Annotated in this window: 12 protein-coding genes and 1 pseudogene; 7 read left to right on the forward strand and 6 right to left on the reverse strand. The window is 68.6% G+C overall.

Going from position 1 to position 14532, the window contains the following annotated elements; all coding sequences use genetic code 11:
* Positions 1-14: 14 nt before the first annotated feature.
* On the forward strand, positions 15-1034 hold the full coding sequence (gene add, locus NA8_RS01215) for an adenosine deaminase (RefSeq protein WP_063048455.1): 1020 nt from the start codon (positions 15-17) through the stop codon (positions 1032-1034).
* Here add and NA8_RS01220 read toward each other — a convergent pair.
* Positions 1013-1813 carry an RDD family protein gene (locus NA8_RS01220; protein ID WP_063048456.1) on the reverse strand — a complete coding sequence of 267 codons (801 nt, stop codon included), beginning with the start codon at positions 1811-1813 and terminating at the stop codon, positions 1013-1015. The genes add and NA8_RS01220 overlap by 22 nt on opposite strands.
* A gap of 43 nt (positions 1814-1856) precedes the next feature.
* Here NA8_RS01220 and NA8_RS01225 point away from each other — a divergent pair, with 43 nt between their 5' ends.
* Positions 1857-2873 carry a stage II sporulation protein M gene (locus tag NA8_RS01225; RefSeq protein ID WP_063048511.1) on the forward strand — a complete coding sequence of 339 codons (1017 nt, stop codon included), beginning with the start codon at positions 1857-1859 and terminating at the stop codon, positions 2871-2873.
* An 861-nt stretch (positions 2874-3734) separates the two neighbouring features.
* Here the strand turns inward: NA8_RS01225 and NA8_RS01230 are convergent.
* Positions 3735-5144: a hypothetical protein gene (locus NA8_RS01230; RefSeq protein ID WP_063048457.1), complete on the reverse strand. Its 1410-nt coding sequence runs from the start codon at positions 5142-5144 to the stop codon at positions 3735-3737.
* Positions 5145-5248: 104 nt separating this feature from the next.
* Here NA8_RS01230 and NA8_RS01235 point away from each other — a divergent pair, with 104 nt between their 5' ends.
* Positions 5249-5887 carry a class I SAM-dependent methyltransferase gene (locus tag NA8_RS01235; RefSeq protein ID WP_063048512.1) on the forward strand — a complete coding sequence of 213 codons (639 nt, stop codon included), beginning with the start codon at positions 5249-5251 and terminating at the stop codon, positions 5885-5887.
* A gap of 1 nt (position 5888) precedes the next feature.
* Here the strand turns inward: NA8_RS01235 and NA8_RS01240 are convergent, their stop codons facing one another.
* Genes NA8_RS01240 through NA8_RS01255 form a run of 4 tightly spaced genes read right to left on the reverse strand, consistent with a single transcriptional unit; the run spans position 5889 to position 10142 of the window.
* Positions 5889-6656 carry an SDR family NAD(P)-dependent oxidoreductase gene (locus NA8_RS01240; RefSeq protein ID WP_063048458.1) on the reverse strand — a complete coding sequence of 256 codons (768 nt, stop codon included), beginning with the start codon at positions 6654-6656 and terminating at the stop codon, positions 5889-5891.
* Between the two features lie 8 nt (positions 6657-6664).
* Positions 6665-7660 (reverse strand): Rossmann-fold NAD(P)-binding domain-containing protein, encoded by a 996-nt coding sequence (locus NA8_RS33365; protein WP_169810436.1) that lies wholly within the window; start codon positions 7658-7660, stop codon positions 6665-6667.
* Complete coding sequence (locus NA8_RS01250) at positions 7657-9096, reverse strand: pyridoxal phosphate-dependent aminotransferase (protein WP_063048460.1); 1440 nt, start codon at positions 9094-9096, stop codon at positions 7657-7659. The genes NA8_RS33365 and NA8_RS01250 overlap by 4 nt, the downstream gene beginning before the upstream one ends.
* A complete protein-coding gene (locus tag NA8_RS01255) occupies positions 9093-10142 on the reverse strand; it encodes a helix-turn-helix transcriptional regulator (protein WP_063048461.1) in 1050 nt (349 codons plus the stop codon). The genes NA8_RS01250 and NA8_RS01255 overlap by 4 nt, the downstream gene beginning before the upstream one ends.
* 622 nt (positions 10143-10764) lie before the next feature.
* Here NA8_RS01255 and NA8_RS01260 point away from each other — a divergent pair.
* The 4 genes and pseudogenes from NA8_RS01260 to NA8_RS35975 all read left to right on the forward strand — a co-directional run.
* Positions 10765-11097, forward strand: a complete 333-nt coding sequence (locus NA8_RS01260; RefSeq protein ID WP_063048462.1) for a hypothetical protein — start codon at positions 10765-10767, stop codon at positions 11095-11097.
* Positions 11098-11319: 222 nt separating this feature from the next.
* Positions 11320-11928, forward strand: coding sequence for a hypothetical protein (locus tag NA8_RS01265; protein ID WP_063048513.1), 609 nt, complete (start codon positions 11320-11322; stop codon positions 11926-11928).
* Positions 11929-12116: 188 nt separating this feature from the next.
* Positions 12117-13841: a WXG100 family type VII secretion target gene (locus NA8_RS01270; RefSeq protein ID WP_063048463.1), complete on the forward strand. Its 1725-nt coding sequence runs from the start codon at positions 12117-12119 to the stop codon at positions 13839-13841.
* A gap of 80 nt (positions 13842-13921) precedes the next feature.
* Positions 13922-14191, forward strand: a pseudogene (locus tag NA8_RS35975) (WXG100-like domain-containing protein); the annotation flags it as partial.
* Between the last annotated feature and the right edge of the window lie 341 nt (positions 14192-14532).

Consider the following 14532-nt stretch of genomic DNA (forward strand, 5'->3'; position numbering starts at 1 on the left):
AGGATCATGGCCGCATGGCCTCAGATCTCGCCACCTTCGTCCGTGGACTGCCGAAAGCGGAGCTGCACCTGCATCTGGAAGGGACACTGGAGCCGGAGCTGAAGTTCCGCCTCGCCCGGCGAAACGGCATCGAGCTGCCGGAGAAGACCGTGGACGAGGTGAAGCAGACCTATCGATTCCACGACCTGACGTCGTTTCTGCGGGTCTACTACCCCGCGATGCGCGTTCTCCAGCGCCCCGAGGACTTCCACGACCTCGCATTCGACTATCTGCGCCGGGCGCACGCCCAAGGCGTGCGCCATGCCGAGCTGTTCTTCGATCCGCAGGCGCACACCGGGCGCGGGATCCCGTTTCCCACGGTGATCAGCGGATACCGGTCGGCGATCGCGCGAGCGCGGCGGGAGCTGGGGATATCCGCCGAGCTGATCCTGTGCTTCCTGCGCGATCACTCCGCCGAGTACGCCATGGCGACGCTGCTGGAGGCGCTGCCGTACAAGAGCTGGATTCTCGGGGTCGGGCTGGATTCCGACGAGCGCGCAAACCCGCCGAGCAAGTTCGCCGCCGTCTTCGAGCGCGCCCGCGCGGAAGGGTTCCTGCTGACGATGCACTGCGACATCGATCAGCCGGATTCGGTCGAGCACATCCGCCAGGCGCTGGAGGACATCGCCGTCGACCGCCTCGACCACGGCACGAACATCGTCGAGGACGACCGTCTGGTCGAACTGGCCGCAGCCAAGGGAATCGCGCTCACCTGCTGTCCGGTGTCGAACTCCTTCGTCACCGCCGAGATGAAGTCCGCGCAGATCGTCGGCCTGCTCGATCGCGGGCTGACGGTGACGGTCAACAGCGACGACCCCGCCTACTTCGGGGCGTACGTTGCCGACAACTACCTCGCACTCGCCGAGCAGGCCGGCCTCGGCATCGATCGGCTGGCCGAGCTGGCCAGGAACTCGTTTCGCGCTTCCTGGCTGACGCCCGCCCGGCAGGACGCGTTCCTTCGCGAGGTGGACGACTACGTCGCGGCGAACGGCTGACCGACGCGCGGCGGGAACACGGGGTATCTCGGCGCGGGCAGCACGCGGCGCTGTCGTTCGGCGATGACCGCGCCGAGGATCTGCGGCGGCGGGTAACCGGCCGGCGGCGCGACGCGCAGCCGCCCGCACACCTCGCCCACGAGCGCCGCGCCCAACTGGTGCTGCGCCGCGGGCGTCAGGGTGCGCAACCGCGTCAGGTACTGCCGCACCGCCAAGGCGAGTTCCTCCGGCAGTCCGGACAGATCTAGCTGCGCGCTCCATCCGGTCAGCCACGGCGGCGCGATCGCGAGCGCGGGCGGTGGCAGCGGGCGTTGCGCGTGCACGACCACGGTGCCCGCGAGCACATCACCGATCCGCCGCGCGTGCGGCGAGCACATCGAGGTGAGTACCGCGATCGCGCCGAACCCGCCGAGCATCCAGAAATCGACGATCGCGCCCGCCAGGCCGCGGGTGAGCGCGTGCCGGAAGTCGATCGGCCCGCCGTCGGCGCGCACCACGCGCAGCCCGAGCATCAGTTTGCCCAGTGTCCGCCCCCGCCAAACGGTCTCGCAGACCACCGGATACCCGACCAGCACGGTCACGATGGTGACCAGTATCACCACATCCAGCCAGGCCGAGTCGACGCCCGCGGGCAGCAGCAGCGTGACGATCGCGAACAGCAGCACGAAAGCGAGCGTGCACTGGGCCAGCACGTCGATCAGGAACGCGCTCGCCCTGGTGGGGATCCGGGCGATCGGCAGCTCCAGGGCCACTGCTTCGCCGGTGGTGAACTCAGCCATGTCGATAGCATTCTTGCGACCGGCGGGAGTGGGAGGCAACCGAATGGACGTGGACGCATACAGCCTGGCGCACCGCAGGGCGTGGGACCGGCTCGACTACTTGTCCAAACGGAGCAAGCTGACCGGCGCGGAGGCGGACGAACTCGTCACGCTCTACCGCCGCACCTCCCAGCAGCTGGCCCGATTGCAGTCGCACAGCCCCGACCCGGAGCTGATCGCCGGGCTGAGCGCGCTGCTGGCGCGTGCGCGCGGCCGGGTGCTCGGGACCCGAGCCGACACCTGGCAGGAGATCGGCCGGTTCTTCGGCCGCCGCTTCCCCGCGGCGCTCTACCGGTCCTGGCCGTGGTGGGCCGGCGTGGCCGCGGTGTTCTTGTGCGTATCGGCCGGCTTGGCCGTCTGGGTGGACCGAGTCGAGTCGGCGCGCGAAGTACTCGGAATCCCGGCGGACACCGGAAGCCTCACCGCACCGGGCGGCGCGTTCGAGACGTACTACTCGGAGCATCCGCAGGGCGCCTTCGCCGCACAGGTGTGGACCAACAACGCGTGGGTGACCGCCATCGCCTTGTTCACCGGTGTACTGATCCTGCCCGCGGTCTACCTGTTGTTCATGAACGCGCTCAATCTGGGCGTCAGCGCCGGGCTGATGGCCGACGCGGGACGGCTGGACTCGTTCTTCGGGTTCATCCTGCCGCACGGCACGCTGGAGCTCACGGCGGTGTTCGTCGCGGGCGGCGTGGGCCTGAAACTCGGTTGGACTCTGATCGATCCCGGACGGCTCAGCCGGGTGGAGGCGGTGGCCAGGCAGGGACGCGCGACCGCCACCGTAGCGCTCGGCCTGGTCGGTGTGTTGCTGGTGTGCGGCTTCATCGAAGGATTCGTGACACCGAGCCCGCTGCCCACCCCGATTCGCCTCGCGATCGGCTTCACCGCCGAGGCGTTGTTCCTGGTGTACGTGTTCGGAGTGGGCCGCCGTGCGGTCACCGAGCAGGTGGGCACGGATTCCGAGGCATCGAGCGATGAGCCGTCCGCTGTGACGCAGCCAACATTCAGCACACCCTGAGCGACACAGCTGGGACAATCGGCAGCTACGCGGTGTGAGATCGGTTCGGAAGTCCCCCATTTGAGTTCCGCTGGCCGCAGCGAGTCCGGCTCGAGCTGCGGCCAGCGTTACCGTCAACTCTACACAATCGTTATCCCTACGCAACCCTCCCCGTCGAGGTCAAGCGTATAAAGCAGTGTCCCAGCAAACCCCGGGGGGCGCACACTTTCACTCCCCGCCAGCTAACCGCGTGCGACACGCGCGATCACTGTTTCGACCGTCCGGCACCGCCTCCGTGACACTCCCGAAACACCCCACGGGAATCCACTCCGCAATAGCGGGGGAACTCCTCCTGGGCGTTAGCCGGAGCGGAAGATAGACCCCTCCATGGTTGCCGACATGGGCTCCCACCTGCACGTTCATTTGCAAGAATTGCCGGTTGCTGATCAGCATCCGAAAGAAAGAGACTACAGGTTTGTTTACGCGGTAATAAACCGGGTAAGGACATAGTGATGCCCAGGGAAGACCGGCCAGTTCCCCGACAGGCTCTGGATTAACCGGCCAGGAAAAGAGAAGTCGCCCGCACCGGCCGGCTGCCGATTCAGCACCTCGGCCGCAACCGTAACGGGGTATGTGATCTTCGCCTCATCTGTCGCAACGAGGGCTGGAACCGCGCGAAATCGACACCACCGCAGCCGAGTTCGAGAGACGCACGTCACAGTTCACCGCTCGATCGGTTCCCGTTCCCCCGCCAAGGCGATTCGGCTGTGCGCGGCCAGACGCACCACCGAGTTCATTGATGCGCGGACGGAACCGTGCGCCCCGGCCAGGGGCGGAAATGGCCGAGTGGGAACCGAGTCACTTCCTCGCTGCCCCGCCGGCTCAGCCGACGCGCAGGATCCCGGTGATCGTTCCTTGGAGCAGGTGGCCGTCCTGCGTGATCAGCGGCGCGGTTTGGAGAGGATCGTCGACGACGGTGCCGGGAAGGGGGTGCGAGGCGGTCACCGCACCGGTTTCCGGATCGAGCACGGTGAACGCGTACCCGTCGAGCGGCGTGGTGTGGTCCGCGCCGACGCGGGCGACCGTATACAGCAGTCCGTCGGCGGTGGACAGGCGCGGTACGGCCGCACTGCGCACCGTGTTCTCCCACACCACGCGGCATCCCTCGCCGTCCACATCGATGCGCGTCATGCCACCGGTGAACGGCGCGCTCGGCGGCACCGCCGGTCCCGCACCCTCGGGCAGCGCCGGGTAGGGGTATCCGTATGTGCTCGCAACGAAGACGGATCGGCCGATCCCGACCGGCGAGTTCTCACTGCCCGCGCCGGCTTCGCCGAGCGCCGGTGCCGCGCATACCAGTTCGCCGGTCACCGAACGGAATATCAGGACGCGCACCTGACCGTCGGCGTTGTCGACAATGGTCAGGTAGTCCGCACCGGTGCGCGGCCCGAAGTAGGTGGGGGTAGAGCCCGTGCCCCAACTGAGCTGCCCCGGCTTGCGTGCCGATCCCCGGTCGTACGGCGCGCGCCACACGATCTCCGGAATGCCGGACGCGGCGGCGCGCAGTTCGTACAGCGCGTGCGTCGTGGCCACCGCCACCTGCCCGCTCGGCGCCGACGAGATGCTGTTGGCCACGCGCTCGCCCGCGGGCAGCATGAGCGCCGCCACCTGCCCGGTAGCCGTGACGAACCCGGCCACTCCCTGACCGGACGCGAACCACACATTGCCCGACCAGTCCGGCACGAGTCCGGTCACCGCGTCCCCGGCCGGGAGCATCGGGCCGAGATCGGCGAAGTCTTCGCTGATCAGCCGCCACGTCCCCGTCGCGTCGCGCTCGTGCCGGATGCGCAGCAGCCGGCTGGTGCCGTCCACGACCACCAAGCGGTCGTCCTGGTCGAGGTAGGCGTACACGCCGCCGAGCAGGCTTCCTCTGGTCAACGGCAGTGCGGCGAGCGAACCCGCCAACGGGCCCGGCGCCGCGGGATCGAGCAGGTGCACCGTCGGGGTCTGTCCCGCGATCGCGGTGCACAGGGCGACCACGAGGCGGTCCGCTCCTTCCAGCAGCGTGGGGCACGCGGAGGCCAGCGGATAGGCCGCGACCGCCCCGGCGGCGGGCCCGGCGAGCGCTGTCACGTCCGAGGACCCCGCGTCGCCGTGCATGGTCGCGGCGCCGGGCGGCCCGAGAAACGGGTTCGGCGGCGCGAGCGGCCCCCACGGTGTGGCGGCCGAGGCGGGCTGGCCGGGCAGCAGAGCCAGCGCGCAGGCGGCCAGAACGATCATCGGTCGGCGCATCGAGGTCGTCCTTCCCAACGCGGTAGTCGAACGGATACCAAGGGAACAGTATTCGGACATTCCGCCCCACCGTCCGGTACGGCCGGGCCGATACGATGGCGCGCATGAACTCCGTTCGGGTCCGCTTGTTGTCCACCCTCGCCGGTCAGCTCGGAAATCCCCACGGCGTGCTCGGCAAAGGGATCGCCTTCGTGCTCAATCGCGGCAACAAGGCCGCCATCGCCGGTGCGGTGGAGGCTGCCTCCGTCGCGCCCGGCGGCACGGCGGCCGACCTCGGATTCGGCGGCGGTGCAGGGCTTTCCCTGCTGCTCGATCAAGTCGGCGCGGACGGTGTGGTGCACGGCGTCGAGATCTCCGCGGACATGCTGGCACGCGCCCGCTCCGGTCACGGAAGCGACATCGAGTCCGGTCGCCTGCGGCTGCTCGAGGGTTCGCTCACCGCGCTGCCCTTGCCGGACGACAGTCTCGATGCCGCGATCACCGTGAACACCGTCTACTTCGTGCCGGACCTGCAAGCGGCCTGCGCCGAACTCGCGCGCGTGGTCCGGCCGGGTGGCCGTCTGGTGGTCGGCATCGGAGATCCGGACGCGATGGCGAAGCTGCCGTTCACGTCGTACGGCTTCACCCTGCGCCCGGTGCCGGAGGTGATCGCGGCACTGGAACATGTGGGCTGCCGGGTCGAGCATCGGCGGCTCGCGAATACGCCGATTCCGCACCACCTTCTGGTGGCCACGCCCAGCTGACTCACATCAGCGCGCCGCCGTCGACCCGGATCTCGGTTCCGGTCATGTACCGCCCGTCATCGGAGGCGACCATGGCGACCACTCCGGCGATGTCCTCCGGGGAGCCGAGCGCGCCACCATTGAGCCACCCGGTCATCCGGGAGAACAACTGCGGATCGAAACCTTCGGGCTGAGCCAGGATGGACTTCGTCGTGATACCGCTGGTGATGCCGGCCGGAACGATGTTCACCGCGCGCAAGCCCTGCTTGGCGTACTCCAAGGCGATGGCGTGCGTGAAAGCGTTCACGCCGCCCTTGGACGCCGCGTAGGAGGCCAGGTAGGGCGCCGCGCTGAACGCCGCGGTGGAGGAGATGTTGACCACCACCCCGCGCCCGGTGTCCAGCAGAGCGGGCAGCGCGGCCTGGGTCATCAGGAAGGTGCCGGTGAGATTCACCCCGATCACCTGGTTCCACACCTCGAGCGGCATCTCGTGGGTGCGCGCGGGGCGAAGGATGCCCGCCGCGTTGACCAGCACGTCCAGTCCGCCGAGGAACTCGAGCGCCGTTTCGGTGGCGGCGCGCACCGACGCCGGATCGGCGGTGTCGACCTCGACCGTTCGCAGTCGCTCGGCGCTGTCGCCCGCCTTGTCCGCGGTGGTGGCCAAGCCCGCCGCATCGATGTCGGCGGCGACCAGCTGCGCCCCTTCGTCCAGCAGTCGCAGGGCGATGCCCTGACCGATGCCGGACCCCGCTCCCGTCACCACCACGCGGCGGCCGTCAAATCTGCGCATGCCAAAAATTAGAACACGTTCTCATCGACCGTCAAGGGACTTCCGCGCTCTCCTGCGATCCGCAGCACCATGGCGGCCGTCGCCGCGGCGTACGCACGACTGGCCGATGCCGGACGGCTCGCCGGGTAATTGGAGCGATGGGTGACGACGACGCCGTTGGGCAGGGTGACCGTCCGATCCGCAACGGTCGCGACGCAGTTGCCGCCCGCCTTGGCCACGAGGTCCACGATCACGGTCCCGGGGCCGAGCAGGTCCAACGCCGCCTGCCCGAGCAGGCGGGGTGCCGGGGATCCGCGGTGCACGGCGGTACAGACGACGAGGTCCGGCGGCGTCGCGGCGAGCGATTCCAGCAACGCCGCGTTGTCTTCCCGGTTCGGCACGAACCGCCCGGTGCCCGCCGCCGCCGCGGCCTCCCGTTGTGCGAGGCGGTTACCGACCGCTGTCGGCTTCTCGTCGCCGAACGTGCGCGCGGCCGCGATCGCGGCGAGCCCGGCCGCCCCGCACCCCAGCACCAGGGCACGGACCGGACGGGTGAGCCGCGCCGGGGCGAGCAGCCGCCTGCCTTCGGCGTAACCCTCCGCGCCCGCGATCCGGCTCATGCCGGACAGCGCATCGATCTCGGCGGTCGAGTCGTCACGCGGCACCTGGTCGAAGGCGACCGATTCGATGCCGAGGCCGCGCAGCCGATCGATCTCGCCGCGACGGTAGTGCGGATCCTGGAAGCCGACCAGCGTGGTCCCAGCACGCAACGGCATCGAATCCAGGTCGAACGCGGGCGGTTTCACCCAGACGACGATGCCCGCGCGCTCGAACACCGACGCGCGATCCCCGACGACGTCCGCCCCGGCCGCGCGGTAGGCCGCGTCGGCGAAACCCGCACCTCGCCCCGCGCCTTCCTCCACGAGCACTCGGTGTCCCGCCGTCGAAAGCGTGCGGACCCCATCGGGCGTGAGCGCCACACGAGTTTCCCGCGGCGCGGTCTCGCGAAGCACCCCGACGATCACCGCGCGGCTCCGGGCTCCGCTACCAAGGCGGTCAGGCCGCGATCGGCGAGCGCGGCGCGATAGGTGAGCCCGCCCGCGATATCGCGGATCAATTGCTCCAGCCGGTCGAAGAGCTCCTCGAGCAAAGCGGGCGATTCGTGTCGTGGCGCTTTGCGGGGAGCGAGCACGTTCAACCGGACGCCGGGACGCAGTGAACCGGTGCGGTCCAGCGCGACGCTGTCGACGCCGGCCACGGCGAGCAATAGGTCTTCCACCTGCGCACTGGTCCGTACACCCGCCCCGTCGAGGAGCGCGCGATCGAACACCACCGAGACAAACATTCCTTCCGGATTGCCCAGCGGTCGCAGGACCTCGGCCCCGAGCCGGGTGTTGATCGCGGCGATGTGGCCGCAGGCCCGCTCGATCTGCGCGCGCATCAGCGTGTGGTTGCGATCGAAGTAGTCTTCGGAGGTGTGCTCGAGGATCGCGCGAGCCAGGTGGGTGGTCTCGCGCTGGAACGAGATGGTGAGCCGTTCCCGGATCCGCTCCAGCCACGCACTGTCGCCCGTGCATGCCGCACCCATCTTGCAGGGGCCGAAGGCGTTGTAGCCCTTTGAGTTGCCCGTGATGGTCAGCACCACGTCGTACAGCCGCCGGATGCCCTGCTCGGTCGGCACATGCAGCGCGGCGACCGGGATGTGCGAGGCCACCAGCAGGTCGAAGGCCATGTCGCAGATGACGGGGACGCCGCAGTCGAGCAGCACCCGCCCGATCTCCGCCAGTTCGGCGGCCGTGTAGTCGGCGACCACCGGGTTGCCCGGCAGCGTGAGCAGCACGCCGCACAGCTCGCCCGTCGCCCGCAGCCCGTCGAGACAGCGGGCCAGCCGGGCGGGATCGATCTTGAACGCGTCGTCCGGAGCCACCGGGCACGACACGATCCGCAAGCCGAATTTCTCCACGTGGATGCTGGCGCTCTTGTAGAAGCCCTCCGGGCACACGATCACCCCGCCGGGCTTGGCCACGCTCGCGACAGCCTCCTCGAGCAGCATCGTGCTCGAATACGGGCAGACGATCACCTCTTCCGCGCGCACCCGGACGCCGGGCACCCCTTCCACCGGATGTGACAGGCGCCCGAACAGCCTGCGGGCCGCCAGCTCCCGCAGGATCAACGGCTGCCGCTTGTCGTAGAGCCTGCCGTCGAGATACTCCGCGGAGGGCGCGATGTGCAGGCTCTCTCGCCACGCCCGATCCAGCGCCGCGACGGCGTGCGCGTCCGGGGCACGACCGGTTTCGCCGTGGTAGGCGTCGATGACGCCCGAGTGGCGCAGGCCGCCGGTCCCCGCGAACCAGGCGTCCCGCGAAACGTGCCCGCGCACTTGCCGTTTCCTGGCCTCGGAGCGACTGGTCAGCAGCGCCAGGTCGGCGAGCGGATCGGTGAGCACGTGGCTCTGAGTCACGGAACCTCGCCTTCTGAAGAGTCTCCCGGTGCGGGCATGGTGTTCCATTTCTCCTGGAGCGCGGTGCGGAACAGGCTGCGGCAGTTGCCCTCGGCGAGTCGTTCGAATTCCGCCAGGGGCGGTTGCGCGACGATCTGGTCGACCACGATGGCCGAACCGGCGCGCCGGAGGTCGTAGAGTTTCTCGAACCGCCGGACCGCGAACGCGACGTCGTGCTTCAGCGCGGAGAAGCGCGTCGCCACCCGGGCCTGGCGCGAGTAGTCGTACTCGCCAACCGCGACGTAGCGGTCGTCGACCACGAGCATGCTCTGCGCGTTGCGCGCGTACTCGCGCTTGACCAGCACGCTCTCCACGCCCGAGCGCGCCTGTTTCCACAGCTTGTCGTCGTAGGGCCACACATCCGAGATGTCGTCCAGCACGTACATCCGGCGCACATCGATCTTCGGCGGATGCGACTTGTCGGCCAGGCGCAGGATCGCCGCGTGATAGTCGTCGCCGACGTCACCGCCGATCGTGCCCAGGTCCGCGGTGTGGATCGCGCACACCGACGTGGTGGCCTGTTCCAGAATCGTCAGCCAGTCGGTGACGGTGTTCCACTCCCACACCGTGGCGCTGCGCGAGGGAATCTGCGCGAGGATCTCCTCGGCGCGTTCCAACTGCCGATCGGCGACCAGGCGCAGCGGTTCGATTTCCGCCCGCGCGCCGGAGGCGTCGATCAGGCTCTGGGCGATACCCAATGCGCGCGAGACCAATTCGGGGTCCTTGCCGAGCAGGACGTTGAATCGCATCCGCAGGTCGTAGTAGTTGCTGCTGGTCGGATCGGTGGCGGGATCGGCGCTGCCGTCGGTCGGCAGTTCCGCGCCGAGGGCGAGACTCAGGCGTTCCCGCAGCGCGAGCGGCGGAATCCGGCTGCCGTTCTCGATCTGCTGAATCAGGCTGCGGGAACAGCCCGCTCGGGTGGCGAGCGCCGCCTGCGTGTAGCCGCGTTCCAGTCGTAGCCTGCGGACCAGATTGCCGACCTGCTCATCCGTGCCGGAGCCAGCCATCCCGTGCCTCCCAATCTGCACCTTGCATACGCATGCTCACGGCATGTCATGATGCGACATTCTAATCATCAAGTGGCACGAAGCATCCGATGAATCGCGCCAGCCGGATTTCGTTGTCGACCAGAGATCCTGCGGTGCCCCGAAGCTTCGCGAGAGAAGCTGCCACACGAGCCCAGAAACGCGCTTCACCGGCTGCCACCCACAGTACGAACGGCAGGTCTCACCAATTTCTGCCGATTTCTGCGCAGAACGACTTTTCAAAAGCACAATAGCTCACCAATTATCTTTGCGAAGCGCTAAAGCTTCGTTGACAGCATGATGTGGCCACACCTAGCCTTGTTCTCGAAGCCACCGCAATTCACGTTCGGCGCAAAGGTTTTCCTCTTCGCCGACCTCGGTGGCCCGATAACTCTAGGAGGTGCCGATACGGATACCTCGTCATGGCGCGGCCAGGGCCGAGCAGGCTTCGTCTGCGGCCGGGTGTGACCATCCCACCTCTCCGCTCGCGCCGATCTCCCGAAGCATTCGGACACCCTGCGACCAAGGCACCGACGAATCCACCGCCTGGGCACAATGCCCCGGCAAGCGGCGGATTCGCGAACAGAGTGAATGAGAGCGGATCATGGCACTCGACATCACCTATTCGATCATCACCAGCGACATCACCCCCGAGCACGCCCGGCTGCTTCCCTTCTCCGCCGACGCGGCGTGGGAACTCAGCTGGTTGCCCGCGGTCGCGCTGACCCGCGAACAGGCGGTGAGCGGGATGATGCTCGACGAAATGCTCAGCGATCCCGGCACGCTCACCAGCGACCTCGCGCTCGAACTGGCCGCCATCCACGCCGCGGAACTGGGCCTCACCCTGCGCGAGGTGCTGATCCGGCTGTATCTCCGCATCACCGAACGCGACAAGGAAGCCTCCTGCCGCGCCCACACGCCCCTGCCCGCCGCCTGACCGCCGATCCGGGAACGCACCGGTCCGAGGGAGCACGTGGCGGACCGCTGTGATCGCGGTCGGTGCACCGCGGTCCGGCCCTTGCGTGCGGCATCCGACCGGCGAACGATTGACTGTGCGCCGGCCGCGATCGCGGGCCGTGCGGTGTCCCGCCCTCGGTGGACCACGATGCGACGGCCCCGGCGATACTGCGGAGTGATCGCTCCGCCCGAGGAGGAACCGATGTTCATCCAAGTCATTCAAGGCAAGGCCGCCGACCCCGCCCGACTGCGTAGATGCATGGACCGCTGGAACGAGGAACTGCAACCGGGAGCCGTCGGCTATCTCGGCACGACCAGCGGACTGTGCGACGACGGCACCTTCATCGCGCTCGCCCGATTCGAATCCGAGGAGGCCGCCCGCCGCAACAGCGAGCGCCCGGAGCAGGGCGCCTGGTGGCGGGAGACCGAGCAGTGCTTCGACGGGCCGGTCACCTTCATGGACTGCGCCGAAGTCACGCAGTGGATGGGTGGCGGCTCCGACCGCGCCGGATTCGTGCAGGTCATGGAGGGTCACACCCGGGACGCCGGACGGATGCGCGAGATACTGGCCCAGTCGGGCGATCGGGTGCACGAGGTACGCCCGGAGATTCTCGGCGGCACGCTGGCGACCTACGGCGACGACGGATTCGTCGAGACGGTGTATTTCACCTCCGAAGCCGAAGCCCGCGAACACGAGAAGATCGAGATACCGGACGACCTGCGGTCGCTGTTCGAGGAGGAGAACGCCCTCATGGGTGACGTCGCCTACTTCGACCTGCACCAACCGTCGCTGAGTTCGCCACAGAAGTAACAGGGCCCGACCGTCCCGCGACCGGCGGCCGCCGGGACTGATCGGCGGCTTCACACACACAATCGAGCTGGTCCCACCCTTCGGCCGTTCCCAGCTTCGGGAAGAGAGGGCGCGGGTACCGGAGCTGATCCCGGAGGACAATGTCTTCTCTCGGTGTCGTCGACGCAGGGTGAAGGGTTTGCCGGGATATGGGCCGATCGTTGCGGGTGGATACCGACCTGCTGCGAGCGCTGACCCCGGAACTCGCCGCGATCGCCGACGTGGCGCAGGAGGAACTCGCGCGCCTGAGGCAAAGGCTCGCCGCCGAGGGAAAGTGCTGGGGCGACGACGAGCCGGGCCGTATCTTCGGCGAGAGTTACGAGCCCGCCGCCGACAAGGGGATCACCGGCTTCGAGAACCTGGTCCACAATCTGCGCGGGATGAGCGGCAGCGTCGCGGACGCCGGCGAAGTCCTGCGGGACCAGGACCAGAACCTCGGCTCCCAACTTCGCAAGCAGGACCCGTTCGGCTCCGATCCGGCCTATGGCGTTCCCTTCGAGCAGCCACAATGGCAGAGCCCGGCGCCCTATCGACCCGTCTCCACGCCGGTTGCCGCCGCGCCGAACTCCGCTCGCGACGCCATCGCGCCCACCCCGGCGTCCGACCCCACCACCCCGGCGTACGACTCTGCTGCTCCGGCATCCGACCCCACGGCCGCACAGGGACCACCGCAGCCCGGCTACCAACCGACCGCGAATCCGATCGCGCCCGGCCGGACGAACCCCGGCGACTACGGCCCGGTCGACAGTCCCGGCTCACCTGGACAAGAGCCGTTGCCCAACTCGTCCCCGACGCCTTCGGTTCCGGATCGGCCGACGCCGACCGCGCGAGGAGCCGCGCCGACCGCGCGAACCCCGGCGTCCCCTGCCAACACCACCTCGTCCGCCGCCGCCTCGCCCCCTGCGGCGACACCCAAACCGGGTGCGAACCAACCGGCGGCCGTCCAGCGGAGCCCGGAGGGCCGCTGGACGAGGCCACCCACCGATTCGCCTTGGATGCGAAACACACCCGGCACGCCGTGGTCGCGAAACGCCGGTGGTCCGTCACCGAGCCAGGTCTTCCCACCGCGCCGCAAAGGCCCCCGGCCCGACGCGGCGCCTCCTGGGAAATCCGGCAAGGACGCGAAACGGCGCAAGCCGAAGCCGGTCCCGGCGGAAGCGAAGCGCTCCCGGGTACGGACCGACCCGGACGCGGTGGCCGCCGCGCAGGCGCTCGCCGCTCGTCACGGCCTTCGGATCGACGGATTCGACACCTCGGGTGTGTCGAGAAGTACGGTCGACGAAATCGCGGCGGCAATCGACGGCATCCTCGGCAGTTATCCCTTCATCGAGCTGGCCGGGTTGGAGATCACCGACCTCAGGGACGGCGCGGTGTCCCGCGTGGTGTTGGATCGCGCGACCGACGAGGGAAAAGGGCCGGTCACCGGTGGCTGGATTCTGCTCGACCGGGTCATGGTGGCGAATCGGGCGCTGCTGTCAGAAAAGGTCGAGACCGCGGTTCGATCGGGCGAGCGAGTAGCCGAATCCACTGAGCGGCCGATGTATTCGATAATCGTGCGCGACCTCGGCGGGATACTCGAGGCGGCAGCCGGTCCCCGTGTCCGTGGGTCCGCGCACCGGTCGTTGATCATGGAGTATCGGCGCATCAGCGGGCCGTGGGACCGCGGTGACACGCTGGCCGCGATCGTCCGCGGTTACCGGCAGTGGCGCGCACAACTGATCCGAGCCTGCTTCTCCGGTGACCTTTTCGATCCCCGAGCGGCGGTGGTCGAAGGGTTCACCGAAGTCGAACTGCGCGGTGATCGCGCCTGCGGCCCGGCGAAGGTGCTGCACCGACTGGTCGTCGAGCACGCGCGCGGACGATCGAGCGCCTGATGGTGCAGATTCCGGACTATTTCCCCGGCTGGCTGACCGAGTTGGTGCTGGGGCACTTCCCGGAGGGGGACCCGGAGGCGATGCGGCGCAGCGCCGACACGTGGTCGGACGCGGCGAACGGGCTCGTCCTGGTGCTGCATCGGCTCCAGCCGACGGTGGAGCAGCTGGAGCAGGCGGTCGAGGGCGAGACCGGTACGGAAGTACAGAAGCAATACCGCAAGATCATCGACCAGATCCAGGCGCAGATCGAGTTCAACAACGCCATGGCGCGGCAGTTGTACGACAACGCCACAGCCATCGAGTACCAGCAGTACGTCATCATCGGCATCGCCGGAGCGCTGCTCGCCCAGGTGATCATCGACATGGCGATGCCGCCACCCGGCAGCATCGTGAAGGCGATCGCCGATCGCGCCGAGGCGAGGGTGGGGATGGAACTCGCCAAGCGCGACTTGGTGCTGACCATGCTGGCACGTGCCGCGCGGTTCGTCGCCGAGCACCCACGCCTGGTGCTGGCCTCGAAAGGCGTGTTCTTCGGGACGGCGATCGGCGGTGGGGTTCCCTATGTCGCGCAACGCGTCCAGATGGCGCAAGGCCACCTGGAGAAGATGGATTGGAAGAAGGTCCGGATCGGAGCGGCGGCCGGCGCCGTCGGTGGGCTGGTAGGTGTCGAGGTCGGTCGTCGCGTCGCGCC

Origin of the sequence: Nocardia arthritidis NBRC 100137, from assembly GCF_001612765.1 — a bacterium.
GTDB classification, from domain to species: domain Bacteria; phylum Actinomycetota; class Actinomycetes; order Mycobacteriales; family Mycobacteriaceae; genus Nocardia; species Nocardia arthritidis.